The following is an 18,656-nucleotide window of genomic DNA, read 5'->3' as shown; positions in this document are numbered from 1 at the left end:
TCGGCAATGAAGGGTTTGATCCTCATCGCCGCCGGGGGAACCGGCGGCCATCTTTTTCCGGCCTATGCGCTGGCCGGCGAGCTGATGCGGCGTGGCTATGCGGTGGATCTTGCCACCGACGAGCGCGCGGACCGCTATGGCGAAAAGTTTCCGGGGCGCGAAATCCACATAATCGCTTCCGACACGCTGCGCGGCCGTTCGCCGCTCGCGCTGGCCAGAACCGTGGCGAAGCTCGGGCGAGGAACGCTTCAGGCCCTCTCGCTGCTGCGTAAGGAAAAGCCGAAGGTGATCGTCGGCTTCGGCGGCTATCCGACATTCCCCCCGATGTTTGCGGGCTTTCTTTCCCGCGTTCCGACCATCCTGCACGAAGCGAATGCGGTGATGGGGCGGGCGAACCGCATGCTGGCGAGCAGGGCAAGGGCCGTCGCGCTCGGCATTGCGCCCGGCGGCAAGGCAGCAGCCTCCGGCGGTCGGTTCGTCCTGACGGGGAATCCGGTGCGGGACGGTGTCCGACGCCTCGCCGGTGCGCCCTATGCGCCGCCGGCGAAGGACGGCATGTTCCGCCTGCTGGTGTTCGGGGGATCGCAGGGCGCCCGCTTTTTTTCCGAAGTGTTGCCAGCAGCGCTCGCTTTGCTTCCGCCGGAGCGCCGTTCGCGTATCGAACTCGTCCAGCAATGCCGGCCGGAAGATCTGGAGAGGGTGCGCAACGGCCTCAAGGTGCTTGGCATGGAGGCAGAGCTTGCTCCCTTCTACAAGGACATGGCGGACCGCATCGCCGCCTCACACCTCGTCATCAGCCGGTCGGGCGCCTCGACCGTGACCGAACTGGCCGTGATCGGCCGCCCGTCGATCCTGGTGCCGTTCCCGCTCGCCCTCGACAATGATCAGGGACGCAACGCCGAAATGCTTTCGCAAGGCGGCGGCGCGATTGCCGTCGCGCAAGCGGACATGACGCCCGGCCATCTCGCCACCTTGCTCGAAGACTATATGGACGCACCGGAGAAGCTGGCCGCCGCCGCGAAGGCGGCGCTCACGGCTGGCGAACCCAGGGCCGTGGAGCAGCTTGCCGACCTCGTCGAGCATATCGCTGGCGGCGGCGCTCCCGACACTTTCCAGAAAGGAACGAACTCATGAAAATGCCGCAGGATATCGGCCCGGTTCATTTCGTCGGCATCGGCGGCATCGGCATGAGCGGCATCGCGGAAGTGCTGCATACGCTCGGTTACAAGGTGCAGGGTTCGGATGTTTCGGAAAGCGCCAATGTGAAGCGCCTGCGCGAAAAGGGCATTCCGGTCACGGTCGGTCATGACGCCCGCAATCTGGGGGACGCCCGCGTCGTCGTCGTTTCCTCGGCGATCAAGGCCGACAATCCGGAGCTGGGCGCGGCCCGCACCCGCTTTCTTCCCGTTGTGCGCCGGGCGGAAATGCTGGCCGAGCTCATGCGCTTCAAGCAGGCGATCGCCATCGGCGGCACCCACGGCAAGACGACGACCACGTCGATGATCGCCGCGTTGCTCGATGCCGGCGGCCTGGATCCCACCGTCATCAACGGCGGCATCATCAACGCCTATGGCACCAATGCCCGCATGGGCGGCGGCGACTGGATGGTGGTGGAGGCGGACGAGAGCGACGGCACCTTCGTCAAGCTGCCGGCCGACATTGCCGTGGTTACCAATATCGACCCGGAACACCTCGACCACTACGGCGATTTCGACAGCGTGCGCGCGGCATTCCGGCATTTCGTGGAAAACGTTCCGTTCTACGGCTTTGCGGTGATGTGTCTCGATCACCCCGAGGTGCAGGCGCTGGTCGGGCGTATCGCCGACAGGCAGATCGTCACCTATGGCGAGAACCGCCAGGCGGACGTTCGCTATTTCGACCTGAAGACCGAGGGGGCGAATTCCATCTTCTCGGTGGAAATGCGAGATCGCGTTTCCGGTGAGGTCGAGACCATCGAAGGGCTGATGTTGCCGATGCCGGGCCGGCACAACGTCTCCAACGCAACGGCTGCGACCGCTGTCGCCTGGAAGCTTGGCCTCACGCCGGCTCAGATCCGCAAGGGCATGGCGGCTTTCGGCGGCGTGAAGCGGCGCTTTACCCATACCGGGCAAACCGGCGGCATCGATGTCTTCGACGATTACGGCCATCACCCGGTGGAGATCCGCGCGGTCCTGGCGGCTGCCAGAAGCGCCGCCTCCGGCAAGATCATCGCCGTGGTGCAGCCGCATCGCTATACGCGCCTGCAAAGCCTGTTCGACGAGTTCTGCACCTGCTTCAACGATGCCGACCACGTGATCGTTGCGCCTGTCTATGCGGCGGGTGAGGCGCCGATCGAAGGCATCGACAGCGAGGCGCTTGCGGCCGGTCTGAGGGCGCGAGGCCATCGCAGCGTGATTGCAATCTCCGGTCAGGAGGATCTGGCGCCGGCCGTGGCGGGCCTCGGACATCCGGGCGACTATGTGGTCTGCCTCGGTGCCGGGTCGATCAGCGGTTGGGCCTATGCGCTGCCGGGCGAACTCGCCACGCAACTGGGCGGGCAGCGGGCATGACGTTCCCCGATCTCGTGGCCGAGCGCGGCCTCGACGTTTCCGGCATTCGCGGCAAGCTGACCGCGAACCAGCCGCTCTCCGCGGTGACCTGGTTTCGCGTCGGCGGTCCAGCGCAGCTTCTCTTCCAGCCGGCTGACACCGAAGACCTCGCGAATTTCATGGCACTTCTGCCGGAAGACGTACCCGTCCTGCCGATCGGCCTCGGCTCCAATCTTCTGGTGCGCGACGGCGGCATACCCGGCGTCGTCGTCCGCCTGACCGGGCGCGGCTTCGGCGGTGTTAACCGGGAAGGGGAGAGCCGTCTCAGGGTGGGGGCTGCGGTGCCGGACAAGAGGCTGGCGGAGGAAGCGGCCATGGCCGGGCTTGGCGGGTTCGCCTTCTATGCCGGCATTCCCGGCGGCATTGGCGGCGCGCTGCGCATGAATGCCGGCGCTCATGGCGGCGAGACCAGGGATGTCATGGTCGAATTGACCGGAGTGACGCGGCAGGGAGAGGTCGTACGCCTTTCCAACGCTGACCTCGACTACCGCTATCGGCATTCGGATGCACCCGCGGACACGATCTTCACCGAAGCCGTCTTCCAGGGCGAGCCGAAGGCGGAGGCAGATATTCGCGCCGAAATGCAGGCAGTGACCGAGCATCGGGAGAAGGCGCAGCCGATCCGCGAGAAGACGGGTGGTTCGACCTTCAAGAATCCGCCCGGTACCTCGGCCTGGAAGGAGGTTGATGCTGCCGGCTGCAGGGGGCTGCAGATCGGCGGTGCCCGCATGTCCGACATGCACTGCAATTTCATGATCAATACCGGCGACGCGACGGCCGAGGATCTCGAACGCCTCGGCGAAACGGTACGGGCGCGCGTGCTTGCTCATTCCGGCATCGCGCTGGAATGGGAAATCAGGCGGCTCGGGCTTTTCCCGCAGGGCGTTGAAATCAGGCCCTTCCTCGGTGAACGGGCGGAACAGGAGACGATGGCCGATGGCTGATACGAACAAGCATGTCGCCGTCCTCATGGGCGGCTGGTCGTCGGAGCGTCCTGTAAGCCTGAAATCCGGCACGGCTTGCGCCGATGCGCTGGAGCGGGTCGGCTATCGCGTCACCCGCGTGGACGTGCAGCGGGATATTGCCGACGTCCTCGCCAAGCTGCGCCCGGATGTCGCTTTCAACGCGCTGCACGGCCCCTATGGCGAGGACGGCTGCATTCAGGGCGTGCTGGAGATCCTCGGCATTCCCTACACCCACTCGGGCGTCGCCGCTTCAGCCCTCGCCATCGACAAGGCCAAGGCCAAGGCGGTGATGAAGGCGGCCGGCGTACCTGTTGCAGAACACAAGATCGTTAACCGTTTCGAAGCAGCCAAGGCGCATGTGATGAAGCCGCCTTACGTGGCAAAACCGGTGCGCGAGGGCTCTTCCTTCGGCGTTTTGATCGTGCCGGAAGACGCCACCCATCCTCCCCAGCAGCTTTATTCGGACGACTGGCCCTATGGCGACCGGATCATGGTGGAACGCTACGTTCCCGGCCGGGAATTGACCTGCGCCGTGGTCGGCAATGTCGCTCTCGGGGTCATCGAGATCATCTCCGAGGGGCACGGGTTTTACGATTACGACGCAAAATATGCCCCCGGCGGGTCGCGCCACATAATTCCTGCGGAAATTTCACCCTTTATTTACCAAGAAGTACAGAAACTTACCCTGAAGGCTCACTTGGCGCTCGGCTGCGCCGGAGTGTCCAGGGCGGATTTTCGCTACGACGACCGGCTGCACGGTACCGGCGAGTTGATCTGCCTGGAAGTCAATACGCAGCCGGGAATGACCGAGACCTCGCTGGTGCCGGATATCGCGGCCCATGCGGGTCATTCGTTTGAAGAACTCGTCACCTGGATGGTGGAGGACGCAAGTTGCGGACGCTGAAGGGAAAACGCAGCAAGGACGTGGTCCTGCCGATCGAGGCGGAGCTTGCTCCGCGCGGTCGCGGCGTGCCGCGCCTGCACCGCCGGCCTGTCTGGCGGGCCGCGGGCTTCCTTGCCGACCTTCCCCAATGGACCGGCACGGCCGGTGCACTCGGTTTCCTCGCGCTCACCATCGGTTACGGCATCGTGCTCGGCGGCTATGGCCGCATGGTCGCCGAATCACTGACCGCCGCAGCAGGCTTTCGCATCGAGGCGGTGAAGTTGACCGGTCAGCGCGAGACCACCGAGTTCCAGATCCTCGAGGCGCTGGAAATTCAGGAAGACAGCTCGCTCGCTCTCTTCGACGCCGAAGCGGCGCGCCAGCGGCTGTCGCACATTCCCTGGGTGGAAAAGGCCTCCGTCCGCAAGTTCTACCCCGGCACGCTTCAGGTCAACATCGTCGAGCGCGAGCCGTTTGCGCTCTGGCAGCGCGGTGACATCATCTCGATCATCAACGCCAGGGGCGAGGTGATCACCGACGATGTCGACGGCCGCTATGCAAACCTCCTTCTGGTGCTGGGCCATGGCGCGCAGTATCGCGCCGGCGAAATCCTGAGCGAGCTCGAGGACGTTCCCGGCCTGCGCTCGCGCGTACGCGCCGCCCGCCTCATTTCGGATCGTCGCTGGGACCTGATCCTCGAAAACGCGATCACGCTGCGGCTGCCGGAAACCGGCATTGCCGCCGCCCTTGCCGATGTCATGAAGATGGACGCCGACAGCGGCCTCCTGTCGCGCGATATCGTCGCCGTCGACCTGCGTCTGGCCGACCGCGTCGTCGTGCGCCTCAGTGACGAGGCGGCGCTTCGCCGCAACGCCGTCATCACGTCGCGGCCGAAGGGGCCGAGGAGCGGAACCGACACATGAGCGCAAAGGTTCCCCCGATCTATCTGCCGAAGATGCGGCCGCTTCCGGCCCGCCGCGCCGTGGTCGTCTCCGTGCTCGACATCGGTTCGACCAAGGTCTGTTGCCTGATTGCCAAGCTCACGCCTCGCGAGGAAAGCGAGGTCATGCCCGGCCGCACGCATGCCATCGAAGTGCTGGGCTATGGCTACCAGCGTTCGCGCGGCATCAAGTCCGGCGTCGTCGTCGACATGGATGCGGCGGAACAGGCGATCCGGCTTGCCGTCGACAGCGCCGAGCGCATGGCCGGCGTCACGGTTGAATCGCTGATGGCCAATGTCAGCTGCGGCCGGCTGAAGAGCGAAATCTACTCGGCGGGCGTGGAGCTTTCCTCCGATTCCGTCGCCGAGGCCGATATCCAGCGGGTGCTCGCGGCCGGTTCCGCCCACAATGTGCAGGAAGGGCGCGCGGTCATGCATGCGCTGCCGATCTCCTACGCGCTGGACGGCAATCGCGGCATTCGCGATCCGCGCGGCATGATGGGTCATCGTCTGGGCGTCGACATGCAGGTGGTGACGGCGGAAGTGCCGCCGGTGCGCAATCTGGAACTTTGCATCAACCGCGGTCACCTGACCGTCGAGACGATGGTGGCGACGCCCTACGCGAGCGGGCTTTCGACGCTGGTCGACGACGAGGCGGAGCTTGGCGTCGCCTGCGTCGACATGGGGGGCGGCACGACCACCCTTTCAGTTTTCGTCGACGGACAGATGGTGCATCTCGATGCGATTGCCGTTGGCGGCCATCACGTGACGATGGATATCGCCCGGGCGCTTTCCACCCGCCTGCAGGATGCCGAGCGTATCAAGACGCTGCAGGGCTCCGCCTTGCCGAGCCAGGCGGATGAGCGCGATTTCATCACGGTTCCGCCGGTCGACGCGGAAAGCGATCTGCCGAACCAGGTGCCGCGCGCGATGCTGACGCGGGTCATTCGCCCGCGTGTCGAGGAAATTCTGGAACTGGTGCGCGACAGGCTGGCCGCATCCGGTTTTGCCGGACGTGTCGGCAAGCGGGTCGTGCTCACCGGTGGCGCAAGCCAGCTCACGGGTCTTGGCGAAGTGGCGCGGCGCATTCTCGGCCGCAACGTCCGTCTCGGTCGCCCGCTTGGTATTGCCGGCCTGCCGGAAGCGGCGAAGGGTCCTGCCTTCGCGGCTTCGGTCGGCCTGCTGATCTATCCGCAAGTCGCCCAGATCGAACAGTTCGAACCAAGAAGCATGGGCAGGCGATGGGGCATGGGCTCGGGCTATCTCGCCCGCGTCGGCCAGTGGATCAGGGAGAGTTTCTGAGGCGGCGATATCCGCCTCGGACATGAAAATCCGGTTCGCCGGAGCAAGTTTTTTACGAGGGAAGACGGGTTCCAGAACGGAACCCAAGGGGTCGCGAGGAAGTTATGACGATCAATCTGAAGATGCCCGACATTCAGGAGCTGAAGCCACGGATCACGGTCTTCGGCGTTGGCGGCGCGGGCGGAAACGCCGTCAACAACATGATCCAGGCCGGCCTGCAGGGTTGCGACTTCGTCGTTGCCAATACCGACGCGCAGGCCCTGGCCATGAACCACGCGGAGCGCGTCATCCAGATGGGTGTCGCGGTTACCGAGGGTCTTGGCGCCGGCTCCCAGCCTGAAGTGGGCGCGGCGGCGGCCGAGGAAGTGATCGACGAGATCAATGATCACCTCTCGGGCTCCCACATGGTGTTCATCACCGCCGGGATGGGCGGCGGCACCGGTACCGGTGCGGCGCCCGTTGTGGCCCGCGCGGCCCGTGAGAAGGGCATCCTCACGGTTGGCGTCGTCACCAAGCCCTTCCAGTTCGAGGGCGCGCGCCGCATGCGCATTGCCGATGCCGGCATCATCGACCTGCAGAAGAATGTCGACACCCTGATCGTCATTCCGAACCAGAACCTCTTCCGCATCGCCAATGCGCAGACCACCTTCGCCGATGCCTTCGCCATGGCCGACCAGGTGCTCTATTCCGGCGTTGCCTGCATCACCGACCTGATGGTGAAGGAAGGCCTCATCAACCTCGACTTCGCCGACGTCCGTTCGATCATGCGCGGCATGGGCAAGGCGATGATGGGCACGGGCGAGGCCTCCGGCGAGAAGCGTGCGATCCAGGCGGCCGAAGCCGCGATCGCCAATCCGCTGCTCGACGAGACTTCGATGAAGGGCGCTCGTGGCCTGCTGATCTCCATCACCGGCGGCAACGACCTCACTCTCTTCGAACTGGACGAAGCGGCGACCCGCATTCGCGAGGAAGTCGATTCCGACGCCAATATCATCCTTGGCGCCACCTTCGACGAGAGCCTGGACGGCATCATCCGCGTTTCCGTCGTCGCAACCGGCATCGACAAGGATCTGACGGAAGAAGCCTCCCCGACCCACGCCCGCATGGCCGAGCTCACCGAGCGTCTGCGCCAGCAGCCTGCAGCGGCAGCGCCACGCCCGCAGCCTGCTCCTTCCGCCAAGGCAAAGCAGCCGACCCCCGCCGAGCAGGCGATCCGTTCAATGGAGCGTGAACTGGCGATTCCCGAGCCCGCGCCCGTTGCCGCCGCGACCGATCCGGCTGTCGAGATCAAGCCTTTCACGCCGAGCGAGGAGATGATCGCCGATGCTCCCGTAGCCCTGGAGGATATGGAGGCGGAAATGGCTGTTGCGCTGAGAGACGAAGTCCAGCCGGTGGGACCCTATATTCCGCCGGTTGCCGAGCAGGCACCTTCGGGCGTGCGGATACCGAACCTGGAGGATTTCCCGCCGGTGGCGCAGCGCGAGATGCGTGCTCGCGACGAGGGGCATCATCACGAGCACGCCGAAGACCGGCGCCCGATGAGCCTGTTGCGCCGTCTGGCAAGCGGCCTGTCGCGTCGTGATGACCATCATGAGGAAGAAGCGCATGCCGAAATGCCGGCCCAGCCCGCACCTCAGGCTGCTCCGCGCATGGCCGCGCCGCGTCCGCAGGCGCCGGCGCCTCGCCCGGCCGCTCCCCAGCAGCCGGTTGCCCGTCAGCCCCAACCCGCTCCGCGCGCTCCCCAGCCGCGTCCGCAGGCTCAGGGCGCGGAAGGAAATCTCGACCTGACCGGTCGCCCGGCCCCCCGGCCCCGTCCGCTTTCCGAGGACGACCAGCTGGAGATCCCGGCTTTCCTGCGCCGCCAGGCAAACTGAGAAGCGTATCTGCCCTGCCGGAGAGACCCCTTTCGGCAGGGCTCGATTTCGCCGGCGAATGAGGTTTCCGGCTCCGGAGCGGAACTCGGAAATCGGGCCGGAACCGGAAATTTTCGCGATTCCCCGACCATCCCTCCATTGGCCCGGCACATAGTCGGGCCAATGTCGTTACGGAAGGCGAAAATATCTAAATAAATCAATTAATTAAGATCGGCCTCGTCGTTACAAAGCGTAACAAAGCTTTATTTCATCAAATTGCAGACATGCCTGTATGGTTGCGCTGCCTCGGAAGCGTTAACCGAATCATAGCCTTAGGTCTGAATCGGCTCTCGTTTCCAACCCGAATTTTCGGCCAGACAGCTCGTTTTCGGAAAGCCATGCGACGGAGCGTATGTTTCCCGGCGCAAGCTCTACCCCGGACAGAACGCGATCTGGTCGACATCGAACGAACCGGCCGGAAAGCCAGCGGCCAAGGATAAAAGGCAGGACCATGACGCTTCGCAACGACCGGCAGACGACGCTTGCTGAACCGGTCACGCTCAGGGGTATCGGTGTGCATTCCGGTGGCCCGGCCAGCGTCACGCTGCTGCCCGCGGATGCCGGTGCCGGCATCGTCTTCCAGGCGCATGATGCGAAGTCTGGGCGCGAGGTGGAAACGCCCGCCCACTGGAAATGCGTGTCGGCGACAGCGCTTTGCACGGTTCTCGGCGATCCGAAGTCGGGAGGTGTCGCGACCGTCGAGCATCTCATGGCGGCGCTTCGCGGTCTTGGCGTCGATAATGTGATCGTCGAGATGGACGGTCCGGAAATGCCGATCATGGATGGCAGCTCGGCCGATTTCGTTGAGGCCATCGAGCAGGTCGGGCTGAAGACACTTGGTGCGCCGCGCCGTTATGTCCGGGTACTGAAGCCCGTTCGCATCGCCCAGGGCGATGCCTGGTGTGAACTGCTTCCCCATGACGGCACGCGCTTCGAGGTCACGATCGATTTCGAGACCTCCGCGATTGGCCGCCAGAGTCTCGAGATCGACCTGACGCCGGCGAATTTTCGCCGCGAGTTGGCTCGCGCCCGGACTTTCGGTTCGGTCGCCGACGTCGAAAAGCTTTGGGCGCATGGGTTCGCGCTTGGTTCGTCGCTCGAAAATTCTGTTGCGATCGCCGACGACAAGGTCGTCAACCCCGAGGGAACCCGTTGGCCGGACGAGTTCGTCCGCCACAAGACGCTGGATGCCGTGGGCGATCTGGCGCTTGCGGGTCTGCCGATCCTGGGCCTTTACCGCTCCTACAAGGGCGGTCATCGCATGAACCACGCCATTCTCGTTGAGCTCTTCGAGAATGCCGGGGCAGGGGCTTTCGAGATCGTCGAGGCTCCGGCGCGCCGCGAGATGGGCTCGGCCGAAGTCGTCAGCGGCCTGAGCGCGGCGGCATTCGGGCCGAATGTCTCCTGAATAGTGGATGACAGGCGCGTTCCGTCGCCGGCACGGCCACAAAAAAGTTCGAAATATCCTGCACAGGACGTGACGCGCCGGGTAGCTTTCCGCTACAAGGCTCGGCGATCGGGATTTGCAGGTTGGGATCGAGACCGTATTCCGGTCCGCCCGCGAGAAGGTTTCAGGGAGATTTTGACGGTGCGAGCGGAAAGAGGCGACAAGCTGAACCGGTCATTTTCCGGCCGACTGTCTTTTGTACGTATGTCGGCTGTTGCCCTTGCGACCCTGCTGCTCGCCGCCTGCTCCTCCACGGACGATGACGAACTGGCGACCACGGATGTGCCGGCCGAAACCCTCTACAACGAAGGTCTTGCGCTGCGCAACGAAGGCCGGCTCTCGGAAGCGGCGGAAAAGTTCAACGACCTGGACAAGTTCTATCCCTATTCCGAATACGCTCGTAAGTCTCTGATCAACACGGCCTACCTGAACTATTCGCGTGGCAAGTTCCCGGAAGCGATCAATGCCGCCAAGCGGTTTACGACGCTTTATCCCGGCAATCCCGATTCGGCCTATGCCCTCTACATCATCGGGCAGTCCTATTACCGCCAGATTCCGGATGTGACGCGCGATCAGGAAAACACGCAGCGGGCGCTGGCCGCCTTTGGCGAACTGGTCGAGCGTTTCCCCGATTCCGAATATGCCGATGATGCGCGCCAGAAGATCCGCGCCACCGACGACCAGCTCGCCGGCAAGGAAATGGATATCGGCCGCTATTACCTGAAGAAGCGCAATTATCTGGCAGGCATCAACCGTTTCAAGACGGTGGTGATCAATTACCAGACCACGCGGCACGTTGAGGAGGCGCTTTTCCGCCTTACCGAGTGCTACTATGCGCTCGGCGTCGTCAACGAGGCGCAGACGGCGGCCGCCGTGCTCGGCCACAACTATCCTGACAGCCAGTGGTACAAGGACGCCTACAACCTGCTCAAGGAAGGTGGCTACGAACCGTCGGAGAGCAGCGAAAGCTGGATCAGCCGGACGTTTAAGGGTATCAACGTGCTTTGACGAATACGGTCGCATTGGCGGCCGGATTCGCGACAAGTCCCGATGTTCCTTCCGCTGTTCCGGTCCTGAATGCTCGCAAGCCTGGCTATTCGCGATATCGTTCTGATCGACCGTCTCGACCTTGAATTTGCCGGCGGCATGTCGGTTCTGACGGGCGAGACAGGTGCTGGAAAATCCATTCTTCTCGATGCGCTGTCCCTGGCCCTTGGGGGGCGCGGGGATGCAGGGCTCGTCCGCCATGGTCAGGACCAGGGCCAGGTAACGGCGGTCTTCGACGTGCCGATGGCTCATCCCGCGCGCAATATACTGCGGGAAAATGACATTTCCGACGATGGCGACGTGATCCTGCGCCGCATTCAGGCGGCCGACGGGCGCAGCCGCGCCTTCGTCAACGATCAGGCGGTCAGCGTAACGCTCCTGCGCCAGATCGGGGCTTCGCTCGTCGAGATCCACGGCCAGCATGATGCCCGCGCCTTTACCGACCCGGCCGAACACCGGCTGATCCTCGACAGTTTCGCCGGCCTGGAAGCCGACCGGGAGGAGGTTTCCGCCGCCTTTCGCGCCATGCGGACGGCTGCCAAGGCAATGCGGGATCACGAGGCCCGGATCGAGGCCGCCCGCCGCGAAGCGGACTATCTGCGAGCGTCGGTCGATGAGCTTTCCGAACTCGATCCGCAGCCCGGCGAGGAAACCGAACTCGCCGACCGCCGCCATGCGATGATGCAGGTCGAAAAGATCGCAGGGGACCTCAACGAAGCTTACGAGACCCTGAACGGCAACGGATCGCCGATCCCGGAGATTGCCAGCCTCTGGCGCCGGCTGGAGCGCAAGGTGGATCAGGCGGGCAGTCTTCTGCAGGGGCCTGTCGCGGCTCTCGCGGCGGCGCTCGATCAGCTTGAGGACGCCAGGAGCGGGCTTGAAGCTGCAGTGCGGTCGACGGATTTCGATCCGCGTACGCTTGAAAGTGTCGAAGAGCGGCTCTTTGGCCTACGTGCCGCCGCGCGCAAGTTCAGCGTCATGGTGGACGATCTTCCCGCCTTGCGTGACCGTATGTCGGATGACCTAGCGGCGCTGGATGCTGGCGAGGCGCAGCTTGCGGGACTTGCGAGGGCGGCTGAAGAAACGGCGGCCCTTTATGCGACCCGCGCCAGGGCGCTGTCGGAAAAGCGGCGCAACGCGGCTGATGCGCTCTCGTCTTCCGTCGCCCGCGAATTGCCGGACCTGAAGCTTGATCGGGCGCGTTTCCTGGTGGAGCAGACGGTGACGCCCGATGAAGGCGGACCGGATGGCATCGACCAGATCGAATTCTGGGTGCAGACCAATCCGGGTACCCGGCCGGGTCCGATGATGAAGGTCGCCTCGGGCGGCGAATTGTCCCGTTTTCTGCTGGCGCTCAAGGTCTCGCTCGCCGATCGCGGCTCGGCCCCCACGCTGGTCTTCGACGAGATTGACACCGGCGTCGGCGGTGCCGTCGCCCAGGCGATCGGCGACAGGCTGGCGCGTCTGGCCCGCAACGTGCAGGTTCTCACCGTGACCCATGCTCCGCAGGTGGCGGCACGGGCGGCGGGCCACTTCCTCATCTCCAAGGTGGAAGCGGATGCCGAGCGGGTGGCGACCAGGGTCAACCGGATCTCGAGCGAGCATCGGCGCGAGGAAATCGCCCGCATGCTTGCCGGTGCGCGCATTACAGACGAAGCGCGGGCGGCGGCGGACAGCCTGCTTGCGGAAATCCTGACCTAGAATTTTGACGATGCGGACGCGGATCGGCTTGACGGCAGCGCGCCTGAAGCCAATTCCAGTTCGGCAAGTGAGCGCCGTGGCGGAGCCGAAATGAGCGAACAGGGACAATCCGAACTGGCGCGCCGCGCCGTGGACGACCTCACCATGGAGGAAGCGGCCGGCGAACTGGAGCGGCTCGCGAAGGAAATCGCCCGTCACGACAAGCTTTACCATGGCGAAGACCAGCCCGAGATTTCCGACGCCGCCTATGACGCACTGAAGCGGCGCAACGATGAGATCGAGGCGCGCTTCCCCGAACTCGTGCGCGAGGACAGCCCGTCGCGGCGTGTCGGCGCGGCGCCCAGCGAGGGCTTTGGCAAGATCACCCACTCGGTGCCGATGCTGTCGCTGGACAATGCCTTCAGCGACGAGGACGTGCGCGACTTCGTCGGCCGTGTCCGACGCTTCCTGATGCTCGATCCGTTGATGGGGGCCATCGCCGTCACGGCCGAGCCGAAGATCGACGGGCTGTCGCTGTCGCTGCGCTACGAGAATGGAGCGCTGGTGAGTGCCGCCACGCGCGGCGACGGCACGGTCGGCGAAAACGTCACGGCCAATGCGAAGACGATCGCGGACATTCCCCGCCGTCTGCCCGAGGGAGCGCCGGAAGTCGTCGAGATACGCGGCGAAGTCTATATGGCGCATGCGGATTTCCGCGCGCTGAACGAGCGTATGGCGGCGAATGGCGGCAAGGTCTTCGCCAATCCGCGCAACGCCGCGGCCGGTTCGCTTCGCCAGCTCAATCCGGCGGTGACCGCCGAGCGGCCCTTGCGCTTCTTCGCCTATGCCTGGGGCGAGATGAGCGACGTGCCCCGCCAGACCCAGATGGAAATGGTTGCCTTGTTCGGGGACTGGGGCTTTGAGATCAATCCCCGCATGCGCCGCTGCGAGAGCGTCGAGGAATTGCTTGCCGCCTATCACGCCACGGAGGAGGAGCGGGCCCATCTCGGCTACGATATCGACGGCATGGTCTACAAGGTCGACCGGCTCGACCTGCAGGCGCGCCTCGGTTTCGTATCCCGCGCGCCCCGCTGGGCGATTGCCCACAAGTTCGCGGCGGAGAAGGCTTTCACCACCGTCAAGGATATCGAGATACAGGTCGGGCGCACGGGCGCGCTGGCGCCGGTCGCCAAGCTGGAGCCCGTCACCGTCGGCGGCGTCGTCGTGTCCAACGCGACCCTGCACAACGAGGATTATATCAAGGGCCTCGGCGCCGATGGCGAGCCGATCCGTGGCGGCAAGGACGTGCGCATTGGTGACACGGTGCAGATCCAGCGTGCGGGCGACGTCATACCCCAGATCATCGACGTCGATCTGGACAAGCGCCCGGCCGACGCCAAGCCCTTCGAATTCCCGGCAGTTTGCCCTGCCTGCGGCAGTCATGCGGTGCGCGAGATCAACGCCAAGACCGGCCGCCCGGATGCCGTGCGCCGCTGCACCGGCGGTTTGATCTGCCCGGCACAGGCCAAGGAAAAGCTCAAGCATTTCGTCTCGCGCAATGCCTTCGACATCGAGGGGCTCGGCGACAAGCAGGTCGAGTTTTTCTACGAGTTGCCGATGGAGGAGGGCGGTATCCGCCAGCCCGCCGATATCTTCACCTTGCAGGCACGCGACGAGGCGTCGGCGATCAGGAAGCTGAAAAACCGCGAGGGATGGGGCGAAACCAGTGCCGCCAACCTTTTCGCCGCGATCGATGCGCGCCGTTCGATCGACCTCAACCGGTTCATCTTCGCGCTCGGCATCCGCCATGTCGGCGAGGGCAATGCCAAGTTGCTCGCGCGCCACTATCGCTCGTGGGCGACCTTCGCCGAGACGATGGAAGCCGCCGTCAACGAGGGCGATGCCTGGCAGGATCTTCTCAATATCGACGGTATCGGCGAGACGGTGGCCCGCGCGCTGGTGGAGTTCTTCGCCGAGAACCACAATCGCAAGGCTGTGAGGGAGTTGCTAGCGCAGGTAACGCCTCAGGATATGGAAGCGGTCTCGACGGAAGGCTCGCCCGTCGCCGGCAAGACCATGGTCTTCACCGGTACGCTGGAGCATATGAGCCGCGATGAGGCCAAGGCCAAGGCGGAGTCGCTCGGCGCCAAGGTGGCAGGTTCGGTTTCGAAGAAGACGGATATCGTCGTCGCCGGACCTGGAGCGGGTTCCAAGCTGAAAAAGGCGGAAGAGCTCGGCATAACGGTCATCAGCGAAGCGGAATGGCTGGAACTCGCCGGGATCGGATAGGCTGTGGAGCAGGGCGCCGCAGGGGCACCGCCTTTCCTCTCGCCTTCGCCGGGCCTCGATCCAGAAATGAACCGGCGACCCACTGGTGATGACGACGAGCGCGCAGGCTGAATGGATACGCGGGTCGAGCCCGCGTATGACGAACCGAGAGGTTACGGCAGAGAAGCGGCCATAAACTCCGCCGTCATACCGGCCCGCGTGCGCGTAAGCGCATCGCGAGAGCCGGTATCCAGAAATCATCGCGGGCAAAGCCCGCACCCCAATCAAATAGAGACGCGCTTCGCGCGAAAGATGTCTGGATCCCGCATCGGCGTTCGGACTGCGTCCTCACTGGTGTGGGATGACGGGAGTGGGTCGGAAAGCCCAGGCAATCCTCGGCCGTGATACCGGACGCACCGCCTCTCCGCTCGTCTTCGCCGGGCGAAGACCCGGCGATCCATGGTGCCGAATTTTCGATGCTCTCGGCAAATTCCCAATGCAGAGGCCACAAACTCACGAAGAGTTATATTGCATAATATTGACTTACTCCTCGATAATGGTCGAGATATTCCAGATATAAAGTAAAGTTTCTTCCCTATCATATTGAAGAATAGATAGAAAATTACAAAATATAGATATGTTTCATTTTAAGATCGGACGGGAGGTTCGAACATGAAGCGTATTCTGGCTGCCACATCCGCTTTGGCTTTTGTGTTATCTGCGGCATTGCCGGCCATTGCCGACCGGGCGGAAGATGCCGTTATGGCCCGCCAAGGGCTGATGAACCTCAACAGCTTCAACCTCGGCGGGTTGGCTGCCATGGCCAAGGGCGAGGTTCCTTACGATGCCGCGCAGGCGACGGTCTTCGCGACCAACCTCAATCAGCTTTCGCATCTGGAAATCCTGGTGCTCTTCCCGATAGATACGGACAATGAGGCGATGCCCGGCAAGACGCGGGCACTGAAAGCATTGTGGGCGGATCCGGCCGCGGTGGAGGAAAAGATCGCCGCCTGGCGTCAGGCTACCGAAACGCTAGCCGCGGAAGCTGGCGGCGGCCTCGACAGCGTCAAGGCGGGCCTCGGCGCACTCGGCAAGACCTGCAACGGCTGCCACGAGAGCTTCCGCCAGCCCAACTGACACAGCCAGGGCCCGTTCGATCAGGGGCGTTCCACGAAACTGTCAAGCACGCGCTTGCGGCCGGCCTTGTCGAAGTCGATCGTCAGCTTGTTGCCTTCGATCGTGGCGATGTGGCCGTAGCCGAATTTCATATGGAAAACCCGCTCGCCGGTTGAAAATTGCGACGGAGCGTCGGAAACCGACTTGGCGACCAGTTCGCCCTCGATCGTCTTCGGGCCCTCGCGTCTTCCCCGCTCGGACAACGTTGCCCGCCCGGCGAAGCCGGAACCGGAAGATCGGCCGCTGCTGCCTGCCTCCGCGCGCGCCTTTTGCGCGCGCTGCCAGCCCGGCGTCGAATAGGACGAACGGAAGGGATCGCGATTGTCGAAGCGGCTCGGGCCGTAGGAGCCGAAGCCGCCGCCGCCATAGCCGCCGTAGCCCGATCCCTGCTCGACGATCTCCACCTGGTCTTCCGGCAGTTCCTCCAGGAACCGCGACGGTACCGTCGACTGCCAGAGCCCGTGAATGCGGCGGTTGGAGGCAAACCAGATCTTCGCACGCCGCTTGGCGCGGGTGATGCCCACATAAGCGAGCCGCCGCTCTTCCTCCAGACCCGCGCGCCCGCTCTCGTCGAGCGCCCGCTGATGCGGAAAGAGGCCTTCCTCCCAACCGGGCAGGAACACGGTGTCGAATTCCAGCCCCTTGGCCGAGTGCAGCGTCATCAGCGAGATCGCGTCGTCGCCGGGACCGCCGTCCCGGTCCATCACCAGCGACACATGCTCCAGGAACCCGGCGATCGACTCGAATTCGCCGATCGAATGGCTGAGTTCCTTCAGGTTGTCGAGCCGGCCCGGTGCTTCGGCCGAACGATCCTGCCGCCACATTTCCGTATAGCCGCTTTCATCCAGGATGATCTCGGCCAGTTCGCCCGGCGGCAGGGTTTCAAGCTGCCCGCGCCAGCGGTCGAAATCGGATAGCAGGCCCTTCAGCGAAGTGCGGGCCTTCGGCTTCAGTTCCTCCGTCTGGCAGAGGCGGGACGCGGCCTCCGTCAGCGGGATACGCTCGGCGCGCGCCAGCGCGTGCACGATCTTCAGTGTGGCTTCGCCGAGCCCGCGCTTCGGCGTGTTGACGATCCGCTCGAAGGCGAGGTCGTCGGCCGGTTGCGCCACGCAACGCAGATAGGCCATGGCGTCGCGGATTTCCATGCGCTCGTAGAACCGGGGCCCGCCGATCACCCGGTAGTTGAGGCCGAGCGTGACGAAGCGGTCTTCGAATTCGCGCATCTGGAAGGACGCGCGCACCAGGATCGCCATGTCGTTGAGCCGGTGGCCCTTGGCCTGCAGCGCCTCGATTTCCTCGCCGATCGAGCGGGCTTCTTCTTCCGAATCCCAAACGTTGGCGACCTGCACGCGCTCCGCATCGGGATCGGCAAGGTCGGTGAAGAGCGTTTTGCCCAGCCGGCCTTCGTTGTGGGCGATCAGATGGGAGGCGGCCGCCAGGATATGGCTCGTCGAGCGGTAGTTGCGTTCGAGCCGGATGACCACGGCGCCCTTGAAGTCGTGCTCGAAGCGCAGGATGTTGTCGACCTCCGCCCCGCGCCAGCCATAGATCGACTGGTCGTCATCACCCACGCAGCAGATGTTCGGATTGCCCTGCGCCAGCAGCCGCAGCCAAAGATACTGCGCGATGTTGGTATCCTGATACTCGTCGACCAGCATGTAGCGGAAGCGGCGCTGATAGTCGGCGAGAATGTCGGGATGCTTGCGGAACAGCGTGATCGTGTGCAGCAGCAGGTCGCCGAAATCGGCCGCGTTCAGCACCGACAGCCGGTCCTGATATTCCTCGTAGAGCTTGCGTCCCTTGCCGTTGCCGAAGCCGCGCGCTTCGCCCTCCGGCAACTGGTCCGGGGTCAGCGCCCGGTTCTTCCAGCCGTCGATGATCGAGGCGAAGGCGCGGGCCGTCCAGCGCTTTTCGTCCAGTCCCTCCGCCTGGATCACCTGCTTCATCAGCCGCAACTGGTCGTCGGTGTCGAGGATGGTGAAGCTTGACTTCAGTCCGACGAGTTCGGCGTGCCGGCGCAGGATCTTCACGCAGATCGAGTGGAAGGTGCCGAGCCACGGCATGCCTTCCACATTGCCGCCGATGAGGTGGCCGATGCGCTCCTTCATTTCCCGCGCCGCCTTGTTGGTGAACGTCACGGCGAGGATCTGGCCGGGAAATGCCCGGTTTTCGGTCAGGATATGGGCGATACGTGTCGTCAGAACGCGCGTTTTGCCGGTGCCCGCGCCGGCAAGCACCAACACCGGGCCTTCCAGCGTCTCGACTGCCGCGCGCTGTTCCGGGTTCAGCCCCTCCAGATAGGGCGCATTCTGCATGGCTTGCTGCCGGGCGGCGAGCGCGCGCGCGGCTATGCCGCCGGAAACGGGTGCTTCTGTCTCGAAATGAGGCTCGATCCGCCGGGTGGGATCGCTCGGATCATGAGGCATGGGGCCGCCGAATTTTCGGTA

Annotated in this window: 13 protein-coding genes; 12 read left to right on the top strand and 1 reads right to left on the bottom strand. The window is 64.2% G+C overall.

Translation table 11 applies throughout. The annotated features are described in order from the left end of the window. Positions 1-6 precede the first annotated feature (6 nt). The 12 genes from murG to H2509_RS11760 all read left to right on the top strand — a co-directional run bounded on the left by murG (position 7) and on the right by H2509_RS11760 (position 16,170). The gene (murG, locus tag H2509_RS11815) at positions 7-1,134 is read left to right on the top strand and encodes an undecaprenyldiphospho-muramoylpentapeptide beta-N-acetylglucosaminyltransferase (protein ID WP_182165501.1); all 1,128 of its coding nucleotides are present in this window, start codon (positions 7-9) and stop codon (positions 1,132-1,134) included. Beyond that, complete coding sequence (murC, locus tag H2509_RS11810) at positions 1,131-2,549, top strand: UDP-N-acetylmuramate--L-alanine ligase (RefSeq protein WP_182165499.1); 1,419 nt, start codon at positions 1,131-1,133, stop codon at positions 2,547-2,549. The genes murG and murC overlap by 4 nt, the downstream gene beginning before the upstream one ends. After that, complete coding sequence (gene murB, locus H2509_RS11805; RefSeq protein WP_182165497.1) at positions 2,546-3,532, top strand: UDP-N-acetylmuramate dehydrogenase; 987 nt, start codon at positions 2,546-2,548, stop codon at positions 3,530-3,532. Before murC ends, murB begins: the two co-directional genes overlap by 4 nt. Further along, a complete protein-coding gene (locus tag H2509_RS11800; RefSeq protein ID WP_182165495.1) occupies positions 3,525-4,457 on the top strand; it encodes a D-alanine--D-alanine ligase in 933 nt (310 codons plus the stop codon). The genes murB and H2509_RS11800 overlap by 8 nt, the downstream gene beginning before the upstream one ends. After that, positions 4,445-5,359 carry a cell division protein FtsQ/DivIB gene (locus H2509_RS11795; RefSeq protein ID WP_182165493.1) on the top strand — a complete coding sequence of 305 codons (915 nt, stop codon included), beginning with the start codon at positions 4,445-4,447 and terminating at the stop codon, positions 5,357-5,359. The genes H2509_RS11800 and H2509_RS11795 overlap by 13 nt, the downstream gene beginning before the upstream one ends. Then, on the top strand, positions 5,356-6,678 hold the full coding sequence (ftsA, locus tag H2509_RS11790; protein ID WP_182165491.1) for a cell division protein FtsA: 1,323 nt from the start codon (positions 5,356-5,358) through the stop codon (positions 6,676-6,678). The genes H2509_RS11795 and ftsA overlap by 4 nt, the downstream gene beginning before the upstream one ends. Before the next feature lie 104 nt (positions 6,679-6,782). After that, positions 6,783-8,552, top strand: a complete 1,770-nt coding sequence (ftsZ, locus tag H2509_RS11785; protein WP_182165489.1) for a cell division protein FtsZ — start codon at positions 6,783-6,785, stop codon at positions 8,550-8,552. Between the two features lie 490 nt (positions 8,553-9,042). Then, positions 9,043-9,999, top strand: a complete 957-nt coding sequence (gene lpxC / locus H2509_RS11780) for a UDP-3-O-acyl-N-acetylglucosamine deacetylase (protein WP_182165487.1) — start codon at positions 9,043-9,045, stop codon at positions 9,997-9,999. Positions 10,000-10,242: 243 nt separating this feature from the next. Continuing rightward, complete coding sequence (locus H2509_RS11775) at positions 10,243-11,046, top strand: outer membrane protein assembly factor BamD (protein ID WP_182165762.1); 804 nt, start codon at positions 10,243-10,245, stop codon at positions 11,044-11,046. A 69-nt stretch (positions 11,047-11,115) separates the two neighbouring features. Continuing rightward, entirely contained in the window at positions 11,116-12,786 is a 1,671-nt protein-coding gene (recN, locus tag H2509_RS11770; protein ID WP_182165485.1) for a DNA repair protein RecN, read from the top strand. A 90-nt stretch (positions 12,787-12,876) separates the two neighbouring features. Continuing rightward, on the top strand, positions 12,877-15,054 hold the full coding sequence (ligA, locus tag H2509_RS11765; protein WP_182165483.1) for an NAD-dependent DNA ligase LigA: 2,178 nt from the start codon (positions 12,877-12,879) through the stop codon (positions 15,052-15,054). 651 nt (positions 15,055-15,705) lie between these two features. Beyond that, positions 15,706-16,170, top strand: a complete 465-nt coding sequence (locus H2509_RS11760) for a c-type cytochrome (RefSeq protein WP_182165481.1) — start codon at positions 15,706-15,708, stop codon at positions 16,168-16,170. Positions 16,171-16,190: 20 nt separating this feature from the next. Here the strand turns inward: H2509_RS11760 and H2509_RS11755 are convergent, their stop codons facing one another. Further along, the gene (locus H2509_RS11755) at positions 16,191-18,635 is read right to left on the bottom strand and encodes an ATP-dependent helicase (RefSeq protein ID WP_182165479.1); all 2,445 of its coding nucleotides are present in this window, start codon (positions 18,633-18,635) and stop codon (positions 16,191-16,193) included. Between the last annotated feature and the right edge of the window lie 21 nt (positions 18,636-18,656).

The sequence above is a fragment of the Stappia albiluteola genome, from assembly GCF_014050225.1.
In the GTDB taxonomy this organism is placed as follows: Bacteria; Pseudomonadota; Alphaproteobacteria; order Rhizobiales; family Stappiaceae; genus Hongsoonwoonella; species Hongsoonwoonella albiluteola.
The sequence above is the reverse complement of the archived record's forward strand: the minus strand, read 5'-3'. Positions and strand labels throughout refer to the sequence as shown.

What these genes read in the sequence shown, in the direction of transcription:
- recN (WP_182165485.1), top strand. Translation starts at nt 11,116, where the DNA reads ATGCTCGCAAGCCTGGCTATTCGCGATATCGTTCTGATCGACCGTCTC.
- H2509_RS11755 (WP_182165479.1), bottom strand. Translation starts at nt 18,635, where the DNA reads ATGCCTCATGATCCGAGCGATCCCACCCGGCGGATCGAGCCTCATTTC.
- H2509_RS11800 (WP_182165495.1), top strand. Translation starts at nt 3,525, where the DNA reads ATGGCTGATACGAACAAGCATGTCGCCGTCCTCATGGGCGGCTGGTCG.
- ftsA (WP_182165491.1), top strand. Translation starts at nt 5,356, where the DNA reads ATGAGCGCAAAGGTTCCCCCGATCTATCTGCCGAAGATGCGGCCGCTT.
- murG (WP_182165501.1), top strand. Translation starts at nt 7, where the DNA reads ATGAAGGGTTTGATCCTCATCGCCGCCGGGGGAACCGGCGGCCATCTT.
- H2509_RS11760 (WP_182165481.1), top strand. Translation starts at nt 15,706, where the DNA reads ATGAAGCGTATTCTGGCTGCCACATCCGCTTTGGCTTTTGTGTTATCT.
- H2509_RS11775 (WP_182165762.1), top strand. Translation starts at nt 10,243, where the DNA reads ATGTCGGCTGTTGCCCTTGCGACCCTGCTGCTCGCCGCCTGCTCCTCC.
- murB (WP_182165497.1), top strand. Translation starts at nt 2,546, where the DNA reads ATGACGTTCCCCGATCTCGTGGCCGAGCGCGGCCTCGACGTTTCCGGC.
- ligA (WP_182165483.1), top strand. Translation starts at nt 12,877, where the DNA reads ATGAGCGAACAGGGACAATCCGAACTGGCGCGCCGCGCCGTGGACGAC.
- ftsZ (WP_182165489.1), top strand. Translation starts at nt 6,783, where the DNA reads ATGACGATCAATCTGAAGATGCCCGACATTCAGGAGCTGAAGCCACGG.
- lpxC (WP_182165487.1), top strand. Translation starts at nt 9,043, where the DNA reads ATGACGCTTCGCAACGACCGGCAGACGACGCTTGCTGAACCGGTCACG.
- murC (WP_182165499.1), top strand. Translation starts at nt 1,131, where the DNA reads ATGAAAATGCCGCAGGATATCGGCCCGGTTCATTTCGTCGGCATCGGC.